This window comes from Lapillicoccus sp. (assembly GCF_046595215.1).
In the GTDB taxonomy this organism is placed as follows: domain Bacteria; phylum Actinomycetota; class Actinomycetes; order Actinomycetales; family Dermatophilaceae; genus Lapillicoccus.
This window is the reverse complement of record NZ_JBKJPP010000035.1, coordinates 26,803-42,950: the sequence shown is the minus strand read 5'-3', so window position 1 is coordinate 42,950 and position 16,148 is coordinate 26,803. Positions and strand designations below refer to the sequence as shown.

Here is a 16,148-nt window from a genome sequence, read left to right as displayed (position 1 = left end):
CGCCCCGCCGGGGTCACCTCTGGCGCATCCGATGGTAGCCGTGGCGCATCGACCGGTGACTAGACGAGGACGGGTGCGGCATCGGCGGCGTCGAGCGCGGGGGTGCGCGTCGCCCGGGCCCAGACGGTGTCGCCCTCCCGGAGTGCGAGGGCGTCGATGTCCCCCCGGGTCAGCTGGGCGGCGAAGTGCTCGGCGGTCTCGTGCTCGCTCAGCTCGACCCGCACCTCGAAACCCAGCCGGACGATGCGCTCGACCGTGGCTCGCACGGCGCCGCCGGCCCACTCCCGCGGCGGCTGGCGCTCGAGGACGATGTCGTGCGGGCGCACGAGGTGGCCGCCGAGGCGCGAGACCGACCCGAGGAACGACATCACGAAGGTGTTGTCCGGCCGGTCGTAGAGGTCCTCCGGCGACCCGACCTGCTCGATCCGGCCCTTGTTGAGCACGGCAATCCGGTCCGCGACGTCGAGGGCCTCGTCCTGGTCGTGGGTGACGAGCACGGTCGTCACATGGACCTCGTGGTGCAGCCGGCGCAACCACGTGCGCAGGTCGGCACGGACCTTGGCGTCGAGGGCGCCGAACGGCTCGTCGAGCAGCAGGACCTTCGGGTCGACGGCAAGCGCCCGGGCCAGGGCCATCCGCTGGCGCTGGCCTCCGGAGAGCTGCGCGGGGTAGCGGTGCTGGAAGCCGTCGAGCCCGACGATCTCGAGCAGGTCGTCGACCTTGCGCGCGATCTCGCCCTTGGGACGCTTGCGGATCGTCAGGCCGAAGGCGACGTTGTCACGCACCGTCATGTGGGTGAAGGCTGCGTAGTGCTGGAAGACGAAACCGATGCCCCGCTGCTGCGGCGAGACCCCGGTGACGTCCTGGCCGGCGATGGTGATCGTCCCCGAGTCGAGGTCGTCGAGCCCGGAGATCGCGCGCAGCAGGGTCGACTTACCCGAACCGCTCGGCCCGAGCAGCGCGGTGAGCGACCCCGACGGGATCTCGAGGGAGACGTCGTCGAGTGCAGCGAAGGTGCCGAACGTGCGGTGGGCATGGGTCACGGTGATCATCGCGCGGTCCTCTTCCGGTCGAGCAGGGTCATCAGCAACAAGGTGACGAGGGCGATCCCCATGAGCAGGGTCGCCGCCGAATAGGCGCCGAACGTGTTGTGGCCGTCGATGTAGCGCGCATGCACGAGCAGCGTGAGCGTCTGGGAGATCCCGGGAAAGCCGGACGAGACCATGATCACCGCACCGAACTCCCCCAGCGCCCGCGCGACGGTGAGGACGACGCCGTAGGTCAGGCCCCACCGGATGGCCGGCAGGGTGATCCGCCAGAAGGTCTGCCACCCTGAGGCGCCGAGGGTGGCGGCCGCCTGCTCCTGCTCGTCGCCGATCTCGTGGAGGACGGGCTCCACCTCGCGGACGACGAACGGGAGCGTGACGAAGATCGTCGCGATGACCATCCCGGGCAGACCGAAGATGACCCGCAGGCCCAGCGACTCGAAGCCGCCGAACCAGCCGTTGACCCCCCACAGCAGGATCAGCGACACGCCGACCACGATCGGGGAGACGGCGAACGGCAGGTCGACCACGGCCTGCACCAGGCCTCGGCCGGCAAACCGACCGCGCACCAAGGCGAGCGCGATGGTCACCCCGAAGACGACGTTGAGCGGCACGACGATGGCGACGATGAGCAGTGACAGGTTGAGGGCAGAGATGGCCGCGGGCGTGCTGATCGAGGCGACGAACGCTCCGATGCCCTCGCCGAAGGTGCGCACCAGGATGACGACGATCGGCAGGACGAGCAGGACCCCGAGGTAGGCGAGGGCGATGACCCGCACGGTGAGGCGCGACCGGGTGGAGAGCCTCATCGCGAGCGCTCCCGCCGCCGCCGGCCCGCGCCGGAGAGCAGGCGCAGGGTCAGGAGCGACAGGAAGGCGACCGCGAGCAGGACGACCGAGACGGCCGCCGCGTTGACCGGTCGGTCGATCTCGATCTGCTGCTGGATGTACTGCGAGGTCATCTGCGTCTGGTGCGGGATGTTGCCACCGATGAGCACGACGGAGCCGTACTCACCGATGGCGCGGGCGAAGGCCAGTCCCCCACCACCGATGATCGACGGCGCGACCGCGGGCAGCACGACGCGTCGAAAGATCGTCCAGTTGCTCGCTCCCAGTGAGGCGGCAGCCTCCTCGACCTCGCGATCGGCCTCGATGAGGACCGGCTGGACCGAGCGTACGACGAAGGGCAGCGTGACAAAGGCCAGGGCCACGACGAGACCGGGCTGGGTCGCGTTGAGGTGGATGCCGACGGGGCTGTTCGGACCGTAGAGCGCCAGCAGGACGATGCTCGCGACGATCGTCGGCAGGGCAAAGGGCAGGTCGATGAGGCCGTTGACGACGCGCTTGCCCGGGAAGTCGTCCCGCACGAGCACCCACGCGATGAGGGTGCCCATGACGACGTTGACCACGGCGACGACCACCGAGACGAGGACGGTGACCCTCAGCGCCGAGACGGCGACGGGCGCGGTAACCGCGTCCCAGAAGCCGCCGACGCCGTTCTCGAACGACGTCACGGTCAGGGCCGCGAGCGGCAGCAGGACGATGACGCTGAGCCACAGCACGGAGACGCCGATGCCGAGCGGCCCCACCGAGCCGCTCACGGCGAGCAGCCGGCGACGCGGGGGCCGTGGCACGGGCGGTGACGTGAGCACTCCCGAGGGCAGGCTCCCCTCGGGCGTGGGCGCCCTGTCAAAGACGGAGGTCCTCATGGGCTACGTCGTCGCCTTGTCGTAGATGACGGCGATGGCGCCGACCTCCGGGGTGAACAGGGCGCGGTCCACGCTCTTCCAGCCGCCGAGGTCGGCGATCGACCAGAGCTTCGGCGGCGCCGGGAAGCTGGCCGCGAACTCGGTTGCCACGCCAGCGTCCACGACCCGGAACCCGGCCCCGGCCAACAGCCTCTGCGCCTCGGGCGTGTAGAGGTAGTCGTCGAAGGCCGTGGCCGCCGAGAGGTGCCTGCTCGTCCTCACCACGGCCACCGGGTTCTCGATCTTGAACGTGGTGGGCGGGGTGACGTGCTGCACCGGGTCGCCGTCCCGCTCGAGGAACAGCGCCTCGTTCTCGTAGCTGAGCAGCGCGTCGCCGGTCCCCTGGAGGAAGGCCTCGCTCGCCTCGCGGCCGGACTTCGGCTGGATGCGGACGTGGTCGCTCACCAGCGAACGGATGTAGGCGAGCCCGGCTGCGGGGTTCGTGCCCCCCTCACTCTTGGCCGCGTAGGGCGCCAGGAGGTTCCACTTGGCCGATCCCGAGCTGAACGGGTTCGGCGTGACGACCTCGACCCCCGGCTTGAGCAGGTCGTCCCAGTCCGTGATGGCCTTCGGGTTGCCCTTGCGCACGACGATGGTGACGACTGAGCCGAACGGGACACCCTGGTGGGGGCCGGCGTTCCAGTCCGGGGCGACGAGGCCCGCTCCAACGAGCCGGGTGACGTCGGGCCCGACGGAGAGGGCCACGAAGTCGGCCGCCGCCCCCGCCGCGACCTTGCGGGACTGCTCCCCCGACGGGCCGTAGGACTGCTGGACACTGACGCCCTTGCCGGCCGCGGTGGCGTTGAAGGCCGGGATGACCGCGTCGAGGCCGACCTTGGCCACGGCATACGCGTAGAGGTTGATCGTGCCGCCGGAACCGTCGGCGGTCCTCGGGCCGCCCACCAGGGCCACGCTGTCACTCGCCCCGCCGGCGCAGCCGGTCAGGACCACCGCTGCCGCGAGGGCAGTGAGGGTGGCGGTGACTCTGCGCAGGGACAACGGGACTCCTCGGGTGCCGGTCGGCTGGGTCGGCCGGGTCGCCGACACCGCTTGATGAGGAGAACTTTGTATGCCGTGGAGTTATCGGTCAAATAAGTGTTGGTTATGTCTCGGATGGTGGATGAGGGACGAGGCAGACCCGGTGACCGTCCTCAGCCGGCCGCGGCACGGATGCGCAGGGCGAGGTCGGCGACAACTCCCGCGGGCACGGGTCGCGAGGTGTCGATGGTGATCACGGGCCCCAGTCCCAGTGGCCGCGCCGACTGGCCGATCCGGTCCCACCACTCGTCGGAGGGGGGTTGGGCGCCGTGCACCGGATGCCGTTGCCGCGCCTCGCGGCGGGTGCGGTCCCGCTCGCGCGCGATGCTCACCGGCACCTCGCAGAACACCTCGGGCACCGCCTCGACGTCGATTCCTGCGACTGCGACACCGGCCCGGACCAGATCGGCGTCATCGGGCCAGAACCACGACTCGACGATCCCTCCCCCGGGCGACTCGCGCAGCATCGCCCACATCGCCATGCTCGCACCAGCCCCCAGGGCCGACCGCCCGCTCCCGTGCTCGGCGACGACGTCCGCCGGCAGGGCGTCAGCCACCCCCTCCTTGACGACGTCCTTGCTGTAGAGGGGCAGTCCCAGCTCTGCCGCGAGCGCCCGCGCCAGGCTCGTCTTGCCCGATCCGGGAACTCCGTTGACCAGGGCCACGATCCGCCGCAGACCGGTCCGACGGAAGGGCGCCGCGGGCCACTGACTGGACAGCACGGCATACCGGTCCTGGTCTCGCCAGCGCTCCTCCCCCCTGGCGTCGGGGAGGTAGAGCATGCCCGGTGAGAACCCCTCGTGCGTGAAGCCGAGCCGGCGCAGCAGACCGGCCGAGCGGACGTTGCCGGGCTGGACGCTGGCCTCGACCCGGTGCAGCCCGAGACCCGCGGGCTCGGGGCCGAGGGCGAGGTCGAGGACGAGCCCTAGCCCCTCGGCGAAGAGTCCCCTCCCGGCATAGGGGTCATAGGCGTCATAGCCGAGCGCCGCACTGCGGAAGCGGCGCAGCACGATGTCGGAGAGGGTCACCTTGCCGACGAGGTCGTGGTCGCCGACGGGGGTGCGTGCGTGGACGAGCAGCGTGCGCACAGAGGGCGACTGGGCTCGCAGGAGCGGCTCGAGCGCGTCGTCGACGGGGTTCCAGACCGCGATGCGGCCGCGGGAGCCACGGACCGCCCGGGCGTATGCCGGGGCGTCGTCGGCCGTGGCTGAGGCCACCCACACGCGCTCCCCGTCGGCACGCAGTGGGTGCATCCCGGGACTCACCCGACCATCGCTCCCCGTAGCACGATGACGCTGGGAGAGCCGAGCACCCGCAGGTCTTCGCGCGGATCCTCCTCGTAGACAACACAATCCGCTGGTGCTCCGTCCTCGAGACCGGGGCGGCCAAGCCACTGGCGCGCGCCCCAGGTGGTCGACGAGAGGACGTCGCGGGCGCTCATGCCGACCCGACCGAGCTCCAGCGCCTCCTGCGCCACCAGGCCGTGCGAGAGCGACCCGCCGGCATCGGTCCCGAGGTAGATCGGCACCCCGGCGTCGTGGGCGGAGGCGACGGTGTCGTAGCGGCGGCGGTGCAGGTCGAGCATGTGCTCGTGGTAGCGGGGAAAACGCTCCTGGGCCGGAGCCGCCAGCTCCGGGAAGGTCGCGATGTTGATCAGGGTCGGGACGATCGCGATCCCTTGCGCCGCAAAGGCGTTGATCGTCTCCGGTTCCAGCCCGGTGGCGTGCTCGATGCAGTCCGTGCCCGCCGCCGCGAAGTCCTGCAGCGACTCCTCACCGAAGCAGTGCGCCGTGACCCGGGCGCCCTCCTCGTGGGCGGCAGCCACGGCCGCAACGACCGTCTCCCGGGGGAACGAGGGCGAGAGGTCCCCGTGGTCCCGGTCGATCCAGTCGCCGACGAGCTTGACCCAGCCGTCTCCGAGGCGTGCCTGGGCACGCACGTGGGCGACCACCTCGTCGGGCTCGACCTCGTGGGCGAAGTTGCGGATGTAGCGCCGGGTCCGGGCGATGTGGCGCCCGGCGCGGATGATCCGGGGCAAGTCGTCGCGCTCGTCGACCCAGCGGGTGTCGCTGGGCGAGCCCGCATCTCGGATGAGCAGGGTGCCCGCGGCCCGATCCCGCAGCGCCTGCGCCTGCGCGGTCTCGGCGTCCACCGCACCGTGGGCGTCGAGCCCGACGTGGCAGTGGGCGTCCACGAGACCGGGCAGGACCCAGCCCCGCACGGTCTGGACGTCGGCGCCCGCACCGGGCGCGGCATACGAGATCCGGCCGTCGACGACCCAGACGTCGGGCCGGGTGTCGTCCGGACCGACGAGGATCTCGCCCTCGATGTGCAGCACGTCATGGCTCATGAGCAGCAAGATACGGGAACAGCGGCTGGTGAACAGAGGTGCCTGCTCACGCCGCGCCGCTCCCCCCTCGAGATGGGGGTTGCCGGTCAGGTGACGGTGAACGACCCCGTCATCTTGGGGTGCGGGTCGCACTTGTAGGTGTAGGTGCCGGCCTGCAGCGTCACGGTCCAGCTCGCCTCGGTGACCTCCGGGACGGTGGTCTTCTGATCCACTCCCGGGCCGCTGAGGTGGAAGTCGTGGATCTTCGACGCGTCCTTGACCTTCACCGTGTAGCTGCCCGCCTTGAGGCTGGTCACCGGTGCACCGGTGCTGTCCATGAGCGTGATCACGTAGGCGTCACCCTCGCCGACGCTGCCGGTCAGGACCCCCGCGGCGGCCCCGCCGCCCGAGGAGGAGGAGGAGGACGGGGCGCTGGACGGGGCGCTGGACGCCGCGGCCGCCGGTCCGTTCGCCGGGGTGGAGCTGCTGCCACAGGCGCCGACGAGGGAGAGCAGGGCAACAGGGACCGCGAGCACCAGAGGTCTCATGGGCCTGCGCCGAGGGACGCCGTGGGCCGCGGGCGGGCACTCGATAGCATCCTGGTTTGGCTGGGTCATCGCGTCCTCCAAGGAATCCGCCGGAGCCGATCTCCGATGGGGGAAAACCTAACGCAGCCAACGCGCCGGGAGGTCACCGTTCGGACAACATCGGGGGCGCGGGGAGGGTGCCGGCGCCCGCCGCCTCCACCTCCTGCCGGAGCACGGCGGCGACCAGGGCGTGTTCGGGGACATGGTCGGGGTCGCAGACCACGGTCACCACCAGCCGACCCGCATAGGAGAGGACGTCAAAGGAGACCGTCACGTTGCCCGGGGTGACGGCCACGGGGACGATCGCCGAGACCCGGCCTCCAGCCACGCTGAGCGCAGCAGCGGGACCTTTCAGGTTGGTCTCGAAGGTGTGGACGAACCATTGGTGTCGCGTGAACCACTGAAACAACCCGGTCACAGCGAGCAGCCGGAAGGCCGGGGCGAGCAGCCCGGCAGACCCTCCCCGCGCCGACGTCCGGCCGAGCCGCGAGGTCTGCGCGGTGATGGCTCGCAGCCGGCTCGCCTGATCCCCAGCGAGCGGGACGGACACGAGCAGCGCTCCGACCTCGTTGCCGAGGTGGCCTGCGGACGTCGTCGCGCGACTGGACACCGGGACCGAGACCATGACCGAGTCGAGGTGTTCGCCGCGCTCGCGCAGCAGTGCGCCGAGGGCGCCGGACACGGCCACGAGGACGAGGTCGTTGAGGGTGACCCCCGCTGCCCGGGCCGCGCGGTTCACGGCGGCGAGGTCAAGGTCGATGACGTCGGCCCGACGGTGCGCGCTGGTCGGCGTCAGGAGGCTGCAGCGACCTGCCGTCCGGGGGCGGGCCGACGAGGGGTGGCCGAGACCGAGCTCCCTCACCCCTGCAGCAGCGCTGCGCCACGTATGGGGCGCTCGGGCGAGCGCCCGCGCCCGTCCGGCCCACGCGTCCCGGGCAAGGGTCATCGCCGACGCGGGAGCGCTCGCCACCGCGGGCGGAGGCTCGTCCTGACCCGGATGGTCGGCAAGCGCACGCAGGACGGCCAGCCCGCTGACCCCGTCGGCGAGCGCGTGGTGCATCACCAGGACCAGCGCCGAGACGCGGCCCTGCTCGTCGGTGTATGCCCGTGCCCTCCAGAGCGGTCGGTCTCGCGGCAGCCGCTGCAGGATCAGGCGCATGGCGGCCTCGTGGTAGCGGGGTCCCTCCGTGCGCCCCACGCCCGCCCGGTCACCCACGTCGTCAGCCGTCCCGGGGCCACCGGCAACGTCGAGGTGACGCCCGAGCCGGAAGCCCGGGTCGGCCACCCAGACCGGCCGCCCGCATCCCCACGGCGTGGCGACGAGTCGGCGGACCAACCTCGGCACGGTGCGGACCCTGCCGTCGAGCACGTCGCTCAGGTGACCGATCGGCGGAGCGGTCACCGGGTCGAAGACGAGGATGACCCCGATGTTCGCCGGGACCGACCCCCGGTCGGCCCCGAGCTGGACGACGTCGTTCCCAGTCGCACGATCGATGGTCACACCCGCACCGTAAGCCGCAGGAACGTCCTCCCGTCCGGGGCGAAGGTCCCGCGCCGTGCCCACACCGGGGCCTGGCCCCGGTTCGGCTCGAGCCCTCAGCGGTTGAGGAACTTCTCGAAGCCCTTGGGGAGGTTTGCCGGGTCGAGCTCCGGCGTTGCCGCGCCGGCCCCACCCGGCATACCGAAGGCACTCTGCGCGGCCGTGGTGCGGGCGCCCGCAGCCTTGTCGGCTGCGGCCCGCTCGTCGGCGGCGCGCTTGGCCGGGTTGCCGCTCTTGGACTTCTTGCGCGGGGGGGAGGCCTGCTTGCCCTTGCGCGACCCGGGGATGCCGGGCATCCCCGGCAGGCCACCGCCGCCACCCCGGGCGAGGCTCTTCATCATCTTCTGGGCCTCGCGGAACCGCTCGAGGAGCTGGTTGACCTCGGACACCGAGACCCCTGAGCCCTTGGCGATCCGCGAGCGGCGGGAGCCGTCGATCTGCTTGGGGTGGGTGCGCTCGAACGGCGTCATCGAGCGGACCATCGCCTCGACCCGATCGAACTCGCGCTCGTCGAGCGAGTCGAGCTGGTCACGCATCCCCTGCATGCCCGGCATCATCTTGAGCATCGACTTGAGCGAGCCCATCTTCTTGATGGCTGACATCTGCTGGAGGAAGTCGTCGAAGGTGAAGTCCTCCTCGGCGAGGAACTTGCGGGCCATCTCGTCGGCTTCGCCCGAGTCGAACGCCTTCTCGGCCTGCTCGATGAGGGTGAGGACGTCGCCCATGTCGAGGATCCGGCTGGCCATCCGGTCGGGGTGGAAGACCTCGAAGTCCTTGGCGCCCTCCCCGATCGAGGAGAACATGATCGGCCGGCCGGTCACCGTCGCGACCGACAGGGCCGCGCCACCGCGGGCGTCGCCGTCGAGCTTCGACAGCACGACACCGGTGAAGTCGACGCCCTCCTGGAAGGCGAGCGCCGTCTCGACGGCGGCCTGGCCGATCATCGCGTCGATGACGAAGAGGACCTCGTCGGGCTCGATCGCGGCGCGGATGTCGGCGGCCTGCTGCATGAGGTCGGCGTCGACGGCGAGCCGGCCGGCCGTGTCGACGATGACGACGTCGTGCTGCTTTGCCCGGGCCTGCTCGATCCCCGCTCGCGAGACGGACACGGGGTCACCGAAGGAGCGGGTGCCCAGGCGCGAATCGGTGACGGCGTCGTGGCCGCCGACGTTGCCGCGCTCGGGGGCAAAGACGGGGACGCCAGCACGCTCCCCGACCACCTGGAGCTGGGTCACGGCATTGGGCCGTTGGAGGTCGGCGGCGACGAGCAGCGGCGTGTGCCCCTGGTCCTTCAGCCACCGACCGAGCTTGCCGGCGAGGGTCGTCTTGCCCGAGCCCTGCAGGCCCGCGAGCATGATGACGGTGGGCGGGTTCTTGGCATAGCGGATGGTGCGCGTCTCACCGCCGAGGATGCCGATGAGCTCCTCGTTGACGATCTTGACAACCTGTTGGGCCGGGTTGAGCGCCCCGCTGACCTCGGCCCCGAGCGCCCGCTCCCGGACCGCGCCGACGAAGGCCTTGACGACCGGCAGGGCCACGTCCGCATCGAGCAGGGCGAGCCGGATGTCGCGCAGTGCCCGGTTGACGTCGGACTCGGACAGCCTGCCCTTGCCGCGCAGCCCGGCGAAGGTGGCGGTCAGCCGGTCGGAGAGTGAGTTGAACACCAGTGAACCTTAACTTCCCGCGGAGGTGGCCCCGGCATCCACCGGGTTCCTCGCGTCGCGTCCGGCACCACGGTCGCTCGGGGCACCTCGACGCCGGACGCAAGACGGCCGGACGCAGAATGTCAGTGGTCGTGCGGGCTGCCCGCGCGGGGGCGACCGGTCGCTCCCTCCAGGAGTCCCTTTCGTGCGCGGCTGGTCGGGCTCGCCAGCGCGCCCGATGGCGAGGTGAGGGTCGCCAGGGTCCGAGCCCGAATGGTCGCTACCAGCAGTTCGATGAGCGCCGACCGGATCCTCGCCCATCGCGAGGCCGGCCGCGCGTGACCGACGCTGTCGTCGACTCATCCGTGGTGGTTGCCGCGCTCCTCGACCGAGGCCCCGTCGGGTCCTGGCCGGAGGCACTGCTGGCCTCCGGCCGCCACGCCGCTCCGCACCTCATGCCGTCGAGGTCACCAACGTCCTGCGACGCGCAGCGCTGGCGGGCGAGACTTCTGCCGATGCTGCGACGCTGGCGCACGAGGATCTTCGGTCGTTGCGGCTCGAGCTCCTCCCCTACAGCCTGTGTGCAGCCCGGGTGTGGGAGCTGCGATCGACCATCACCGCCCACCTCGCGTGGTACGTCGCGCTGGCCGAAACCCTGGGAGCGAGACTGGCCACTCTCGACGCCAGACTGACCCGCGCCACCAGGACTCGCTGCGAGTTCGCGGTACCGCCCGAGTAACCGGGTCAGACCGCCCAGACCCCTCGCGGCCGAGCCTTGCGCGTGGTGGGAACCACCTCCTCGGACGCAGGCCGGGGTATGCGGGATCCGCACCGTCGTGGGTCACTCACCGTCGCAGGTGTCGATGATCATCGAGACGGCCTGCGCGACGCGGGCGGGTGGCAGCGGGCGTCCCCCGAACTCGGTGACATAGAACGTGTCCAGTGCCTGCCCGGCATACGTCGCGATGTGTGCGCTCCGCACGCTGAGGCTCGCCCGGGCGAGGGTGATCCCGATGTCATGGAGCAGCCCCGGGCGGTCGGCGGCCCGCACCTCGATGACCGTGGCCGTGTCGGAGGCGTGCGAGATGACCATCGCACGGGTCTGGCCGGGGGCACCGGACGAGGCCCGGGAGCTGTCGGACGCGGACGCCCGCTGCCGTCGGTTGAGGATCGCCAGCGGCTCCCGGTCCCCCTCGGACAGGCGCATCAGCCCCCTGGTGATCGCGGCCTCGTCGGGAGCGTCGTTGCCGGGCGTCTCGACGTGCCACTCGTTGGCGGCGATGCCGTCCACGGTACGCACGACGGCGGACCGCACGATGTGCCCCTGGGCCGCGAGGAGCCCGGCGGTGTCAGCGAAGAGGCCCAACCTGTCGCGGTCGTGGACGTCGACGCGGTGGGCCCCCCCGAGCGGGGTGACGACCACGTGGGCCTGGCCGATGACGATCCTGTTCTGGATCTCCTCCGACACCGGTTCGGCCTCCTTGAAGGACTCCATGGGTGCAGCGCCCTCGGCGAGGGCGGTCCGCGCGGAGGTGACGAGCTTGTCCAGCAAGTTGGCCCTCCAGTCGGTCCAGGCCGCGGGCCCGGCAGCGCTGGCGTCGGCCTCAGTCAGCGCCCGGAGGAGGTCCAGGGTGGCCAGGCTCCCGCCGACGGCCTCGGAGACGGCGGCGATGGTCTGCGGGTCGTCGCAGTCCCGTCGGGTGGCGAGGTCGATCAGGGTCAGGTGCTCGCGCACGAGGCGCACGACCAGCTCGCGGTCCCCGTCCTCGACGCCGAGCCGGCGCAGCACCGCGTCGGCGATCGGGGCGCCGACCTCGGAGTGGTCGCGGGCTCCAGGGGTCTTGCCGATGTCGTGGAGCAGGGCGGCGAGCAGGAGGATGTCCGGGCGGGCGACCTCGCGCAGGAGGCCGCTGGCGCGCACGACGGTCTCGATGAGGTGTCGGTCGACCGTGTGCCGGTGGACGGCGTTGCGCTGCGGGCGGCTGCGCACCTGCGCCCACTCGGGGATCCACCGCTCGATGACGCCGGCGAGGTCCAGGCCCTCCCAGACCGCCACCAGGCCGGGACCCGTGGCGAGCAGGTCGCCGAGCGCGGCGAGGGCGGTGGCGGGCCAGGGCTGCGGCATCGGCGGGCAGTTCGCGGCAAGGTTCGCCAGGGTCGTCGGCGCGATGGTGACCCCGTTGCGGGCTGCGACCAGGGCGGCCCGCAGCACCAGGTGGGGGTCCTGCCCGGCATCGACGCCGGGGCCGAGCACGGCCTCGCCGTCGTGCAGGAAGAGGCCGTAGCCGAGGGGGGTCAGGCGCGGTCGCCGTGGACCGACGCGCAGGGTGCGGGCCCGCTGGGCCTGGGCGGCACGACGCAGGGTCCCGTCGAGGGAGTAGCCGATGACCCGGGCCGCGCTCGAGACGTCGGTGAGCAGCAGGTCGGAGTCGGTGTAGCCGAGGAGGGCCGCGGCGGCGTCGTGGTCCTCCCGACCGAGGCGGTCACGTCCGCGCCCGGTCACGACGTGCACGGCATCGCGCACGTCCAGCAGCTGCTGGTATGCCGCGTCGACCGCTCCGTGGGGTCGGTCGGCGAGCCAGGCCGCGGTCAGGGCCCGCAGGACGGCCATGTCGCGCAGCCCGCCGCGGGCCTCCTTGAGATCCGGCTCCAGCAGGTGGGCGAGGTCCCCCTGGCGGGCGTGCCTCGACATGATGCTCTCGTGCAGCTGGGGCAGCCGTGTGCGGGCGTTGGCTCGCCAGTCATGGGCCACGGTGGAGCGGGCCGCGTTGACGACCTCCTCGTCGCCGGCCACGAAGGTGATGTCGAGCAGGCCCACGGCCGCCGAGAGGTCGGCGCCGGCGACGGTGCGGCACTGGTTGACGGTGCGGACGCTGTGGTCGAGCTTGACGCCCTCGTCCCAGATGGGATACCAGAGCCGGTCAGCGAGGGCGTTCAGGTCGTTCCCGGCCAGGGCGCGGGTCTGGTGCAGCAGGACGAGGTCGTAGTCGCTGAGCGGTCCCCCGTCGCGACGGGCCAGGCTCCCGACGGCGGCGAGGGCGACGCCGGGCAGGCGCCGGCCCTCGCTGGCCGCGCCCCAGAGCTCACCGAGCCACTGGAAGCCGAAGTCGGCGAGGGCGGCCCGACGGGCCGGGCCGGCACCGGGGGCTGCGAAGCCCCGGGTGCCGGCCAGGTCCAGTCGCCGGGTGGTGACGTCGGTCATGATCGTCGTCCTGTCCTTCGTCTGCGGTGCTGGCGGTGCTGGCGGTCGCCGGTCGCCTAGAGCGCGTCGTGGCCGCGCTCACCCGTCCGGACCCGGACCACGTCGTCGACCGGCGTCGACCAGATCTTGCCGTCCCCGATCCGACCCGTCTGGGCCGACTTGAGGATGACGTCGATGACGCTGCCGGTGTCGAGGTCGTCGACGAGGACCTCGAGGCGCACCTTCGGCACGAAGTCGACGGTGTACTCCGCACCGCGGTAGACCTCGCTGTGCCCGCGCTGTCGTCCGTAGCCGCTGGCCTCGCTGATGGTCATTCCCGAGATGCCGTAGGCCTCCAGGGCCTCCTTGACCTCGTCGAGCTGGTGCGGCTTGATGATGGCCGTGATGAGCTTCATGCCGACGCTCCTTCCTTGCGGTCCGTGGCGTTCTCGGGTGGCACGACTGGCGCGGATGGTGCCGCTGGCACGACTGGCGCGGGCCGGGGCGTGATCCCGGCCTGGGCGAAGGCTCCGGTGCCGCCGCCGCGGCCACCGGTGAACCCGCCGAGGTCGTAGGCCGTCTCCGCGTGCTCGACCAGGTCGATGCCGCTGACCTCGTCGTCCTCGGTGACCGTGAACCCGATGGTCTTGTGCAGCAACAGCCCGATGAGGAAGGTGACGACGAAGGAGTAGAGGAGCACGGCGAGCGCCCCTTGCGCCTGGGCCCACAGCTGGGCGCCGCCGCCGCCGTAGAAGAGGCCGTCGTTCATGGTCAGGCCCGCGGCGCCCGTCGGGCTGCCCTCGGCGGTGGCGAGGAAGCCGATGGCGAGGGTGCCGATGAGTCCGCCGACGAGGTGGACCCCGACGACGTCGAGGCTGTCGTCGAAGCCGAAGCGGAACTTCAGGCCCACCGCGAGGGCGCACCCGACGCCGGCGAGGAGACCGACGACGAGCGCCCCGATCGGGGAGACGGTCGCACAGGCGGGGGTGATGGCGACCAGGCCGGCCACCACGCCGGAGGCGGCACCGAGCGAGGTGTAGTGGCCGTCGCGGACCTTCTCCACCAGCAGCCAGCCGAGCATCGCGGTGCAGGTCGCCCCCAGGGTGTTGACCCAGACGCCGGAGGCCAGCGCGCCGGCGCTGAGGGCGGAGCCGGCGTTGAAGCCGAACCAGCCGAACCAGAGGATGCCGGCACCGAGCATGACGAGGGTGAGGTTGTGCGGGCGCATCGGCTCCCGGGGCCAGCCGACCCGCTTGCGCAGGAGGATGGCCAGCGCGAGACCGGCGACGCCCGCGTTGATGTGGATGGCCGTCCCACCGGCGAAGTCGTAGGCACCGACGCCCCCGAACAGCATCCCGTCGGCCTTGTTGGCGATCCATCCGCCCTTCTCTTCGGCGAAGCCGCTGAAGGCGAACACCCAGTGGGCGGCAGGGAAGTAGACCAGGGACGACCACAGGACGGTGAAGATCGTCCACGTCGTGAACTTCACCCGGTCGGCGACCGCACCCGAGACCAGGGCGACAGCGATGATGGCGAAGACCACCTGGAAGGCCACGAAGGCCGGGCCGGGGATCCCGCCCGCGGCGGCGGTCCCGGCGGCCGCGTTCGCCGGGACGTAGCCGTAGATCGCGTTGAGGACGCCGTTCAGGCCGAAGTGGGCGAACGGGTTGCCGAGGAGGCCGCCGCCGATGTCGGGGCCGAAGCTCTCGCTGTATCCCCACAGGATCCAGACGGTGCCGACCGTGCCCATGGTGATGAAGCTCATCATCATCATGTTGAGGACGCTCTTGGTGCGGACCATGCCGCCGTAGAAGAGGGCCAGGCCGGGTGTCATGAACAGCACGAGGGCTGCCGCTGCCAGGACCCAGGCGGTGTTCCCGCTGTCGATGAACGGCGTGTCGGCCGTGACGAGGGTAAGGGTGCTCATGGCGGGCAACTCTGGCGAGGTCGCGTTTCTGCTGCTCGTGGCTCGTGTTACGGGCGTGTAAGCAAAGCCCCCCGTCTGTTAGGAACAGGTTTCGTCGACGCGGAGTGTCCAGCAATGCGCGGTATGCCGTCCCGGTCCCCGGACGCGGGAAGGGGGGAGGCATGATAGCCACATGAGCACCCCCACGGACGTCGTCGACCAGGTCGCCCGGCAGGCCCGCCGCCGGCTGGCCACCGCCCTTCGCGACAAGGTCGCGGGCAGCGACGCCGAGGAACGCGCCAAGGCGATCTGGCTGGCCGAGGGTGAGCGCTGGTTCGACGAGACCGACCCCGTCTGGCGGGTCCATGCCGACGCGTCCATGTTCGTCGGCGGGATCCGGGCGCTGCTCCTGCAGTCCCTGCACCCGCTGGCCATGGCCGGGGTGGCCGGCCACTCCGGCTACAAGTCCGACCCCTGGGGCCGGCTGCAGCGCACGTCGACCTTCCTCGCCACGACGACCTTCGGCACCGTCGCGGACGCCGAGGGGGCGATCGCCATGGTGAGGGGCATCCACGAGCGGGTGCGCGGCAAGGCCCCCGACGGCCGCTCGTACGCCGCGTCCGACCCCCACCTGCTCGGCTGGGTCCACGCGGCCGAGGCGGACAGCTTCCTCGCGGCGCACCAACGGCACGGCCGCGAGCCCCTCACCCCGGAGGAGGCCGACCGCTTCGTCGCCCAGTCCGGCATCGTCGCCGGGCGCCTCGGCGTCGTCGACCCACCGTCGAGCGTGGCCGGCCTGCAACGGGTCCTGGACGACTACCGCCCCGAGCTCGTCAGCACACCCCAGGCCTTCGAGGCGGCCCGTTTCCTCCTGCTCCACCCGCCGCTCGCCTGGACCAACCGGGCCGGCTACACCGCCCTCGCCGGAGGCGCGGTCGCGCTCCTGCCGATGTGGGCCAAGGAGATGCTGCGCCTGCCGGTGCTGCCGATCACCGAGCGCGTCGTCGGGGCGCCGCTGGCGGGGCTGGCCGTGCGCACGGTCAGGTGGGCGCTCTCGGACCCGAGGGACCCCCGCAACGCCCGCACTGCCTGACCCCGGGCGCCAGCGTCAACCGGCGGGGCCGTCCTTGA

The 16,148-nt window shown here is 71.8% G+C and carries 14 protein-coding genes; 2 read left to right on the top strand and 12 right to left on the bottom strand.

Annotated elements, in window-relative coordinates; translation table 11 throughout:
- Positions 1 to 59 precede the first annotated feature (59 nt).
- From ACLL9L_RS03400 to ffh, 9 genes are all read right to left on the bottom strand, one after another.
- Positions 60 to 1,052 carry a sulfate/molybdate ABC transporter ATP-binding protein gene (locus tag ACLL9L_RS03400; RefSeq protein ID WP_411283242.1) on the bottom strand — a complete coding sequence of 331 codons (993 nt, stop codon included), beginning with the start codon at positions 1,050 to 1,052 and terminating at the stop codon, positions 60 to 62.
- On the bottom strand, positions 1,049 to 1,855 hold the full coding sequence (gene cysW / locus ACLL9L_RS03395; protein WP_411283241.1) for a sulfate ABC transporter permease subunit CysW: 807 nt from the start codon (positions 1,853 to 1,855) through the stop codon (positions 1,049 to 1,051). The genes ACLL9L_RS03400 and cysW overlap by 4 nt, the downstream gene beginning before the upstream one ends.
- Complete coding sequence (gene cysT / locus ACLL9L_RS03390) at positions 1,852 to 2,754, bottom strand: sulfate ABC transporter permease subunit CysT (protein WP_411283240.1); 903 nt, start codon at positions 2,752 to 2,754, stop codon at positions 1,852 to 1,854. The genes cysW and cysT overlap by 4 nt, the downstream gene beginning before the upstream one ends.
- Positions 2,755 to 2,757: 3 nt before the next feature.
- Positions 2,758 to 3,792: a sulfate ABC transporter substrate-binding protein gene (locus tag ACLL9L_RS03385; RefSeq protein WP_411283239.1), complete on the bottom strand. Its 1,035-nt coding sequence runs from the start codon at positions 3,790 to 3,792 to the stop codon at positions 2,758 to 2,760.
- A gap of 152 nt (positions 3,793 to 3,944) precedes the next feature.
- Entirely contained in the window at positions 3,945 to 5,048 is a 1,104-nt protein-coding gene (locus ACLL9L_RS03380; RefSeq protein ID WP_411283238.1) for a GNAT family N-acetyltransferase, read from the bottom strand.
- 44 nt (positions 5,049 to 5,092) lie between these two features.
- A complete protein-coding gene (locus tag ACLL9L_RS03375; RefSeq protein WP_411283237.1) occupies positions 5,093 to 6,181 on the bottom strand; it encodes an amidohydrolase family protein in 1,089 nt (362 codons plus the stop codon).
- A gap of 86 nt (positions 6,182 to 6,267) precedes the next feature.
- Positions 6,268 to 6,708 (bottom strand): hypothetical protein, encoded by a 441-nt coding sequence (locus tag ACLL9L_RS03370; RefSeq protein WP_411283236.1) that lies wholly within the window; start codon positions 6,706 to 6,708, stop codon positions 6,268 to 6,270.
- A gap of 142 nt (positions 6,709 to 6,850) precedes the next feature.
- Positions 6,851 to 8,248: a wax ester/triacylglycerol synthase domain-containing protein gene (locus ACLL9L_RS03365; protein ID WP_411283235.1), complete on the bottom strand. Its 1,398-nt coding sequence runs from the start codon at positions 8,246 to 8,248 to the stop codon at positions 6,851 to 6,853.
- A 95-nt stretch (positions 8,249 to 8,343) separates the two neighbouring features.
- The gene (gene ffh / locus ACLL9L_RS03360; RefSeq protein ID WP_411283234.1) at positions 8,344 to 9,951 is read right to left on the bottom strand and encodes a signal recognition particle protein; all 1,608 of its coding nucleotides are present in this window, start codon (positions 9,949 to 9,951) and stop codon (positions 8,344 to 8,346) included.
- 529 nt (positions 9,952 to 10,480) lie between these two features.
- Here ffh and ACLL9L_RS03355 point away from each other — a divergent pair.
- Complete coding sequence (locus tag ACLL9L_RS03355; RefSeq protein WP_411283233.1) at positions 10,481 to 10,669, top strand: hypothetical protein; 189 nt, start codon at positions 10,481 to 10,483, stop codon at positions 10,667 to 10,669.
- Between the two features lie 102 nt (positions 10,670 to 10,771).
- Here the strand turns inward: ACLL9L_RS03355 and ACLL9L_RS03350 are convergent, their stop codons facing one another.
- Genes ACLL9L_RS03350 through ACLL9L_RS03340 form a run of 3 tightly spaced genes read right to left on the bottom strand, consistent with a single transcriptional unit; the run spans position 10,772 to position 15,038 of the window.
- Positions 10,772 to 13,132 carry a [protein-PII] uridylyltransferase gene (locus ACLL9L_RS03350; protein ID WP_411283232.1) on the bottom strand — a complete coding sequence of 787 codons (2,361 nt, stop codon included), beginning with the start codon at positions 13,130 to 13,132 and terminating at the stop codon, positions 10,772 to 10,774.
- A 56-nt stretch (positions 13,133 to 13,188) separates the two neighbouring features.
- Entirely contained in the window at positions 13,189 to 13,527 is a 339-nt protein-coding gene (locus tag ACLL9L_RS03345; protein WP_411283231.1) for a P-II family nitrogen regulator, read from the bottom strand.
- A complete protein-coding gene (locus ACLL9L_RS03340) occupies positions 13,524 to 15,038 on the bottom strand; it encodes an ammonium transporter (protein ID WP_411283230.1) in 1,515 nt (504 codons plus the stop codon). The genes ACLL9L_RS03345 and ACLL9L_RS03340 overlap by 4 nt, the downstream gene beginning before the upstream one ends.
- Positions 15,039 to 15,210: 172 nt before the next feature.
- Here ACLL9L_RS03340 and ACLL9L_RS03335 point away from each other — a divergent pair, with 172 nt between their 5' ends.
- Positions 15,211 to 16,110 carry an oxygenase MpaB family protein gene (locus tag ACLL9L_RS03335; protein ID WP_411283229.1) on the top strand — a complete coding sequence of 300 codons (900 nt, stop codon included), beginning with the start codon at positions 15,211 to 15,213 and terminating at the stop codon, positions 16,108 to 16,110.
- Positions 16,111 to 16,148 lie beyond the last annotated feature (38 nt).

Excerpts from the sequence above, each read along its gene's own strand:
- ACLL9L_RS03400 (WP_411283242.1), bottom strand. The coding sequence starts at position 1,052 with ATGATCACCGTGACCCATGCCCACCGCACGTTCGGCACCTTCGCTGCA.
- cysW (WP_411283241.1), bottom strand. The coding sequence starts at position 1,855 with ATGAGGCTCTCCACCCGGTCGCGCCTCACCGTGCGGGTCATCGCCCTC.
- cysT (WP_411283240.1), bottom strand. The coding sequence starts at position 2,754 with ATGAGGACCTCCGTCTTTGACAGGGCGCCCACGCCCGAGGGGAGCCTG.
- ACLL9L_RS03375 (WP_411283237.1), bottom strand. The coding sequence starts at position 6,181 with ATGAGCCATGACGTGCTGCACATCGAGGGCGAGATCCTCGTCGGTCCG.
- ACLL9L_RS03370 (WP_411283236.1), bottom strand. The coding sequence starts at position 6,708 with ATGAGACCTCTGGTGCTCGCGGTCCCTGTTGCCCTGCTCTCCCTCGTC.
- ACLL9L_RS03350 (WP_411283232.1), bottom strand. The coding sequence starts at position 13,132 with ATGACCGACGTCACCACCCGGCGACTGGACCTGGCCGGCACCCGGGGC.
- ACLL9L_RS03345 (WP_411283231.1), bottom strand. The coding sequence starts at position 13,527 with ATGAAGCTCATCACGGCCATCATCAAGCCGCACCAGCTCGACGAGGTC.
- ACLL9L_RS03340 (WP_411283230.1), bottom strand. The coding sequence starts at position 15,038 with ATGAGCACCCTTACCCTCGTCACGGCCGACACGCCGTTCATCGACAGC.
- ACLL9L_RS03335 (WP_411283229.1), top strand. The coding sequence starts at position 15,211 with ATGAGCACCCCCACGGACGTCGTCGACCAGGTCGCCCGGCAGGCCCGC.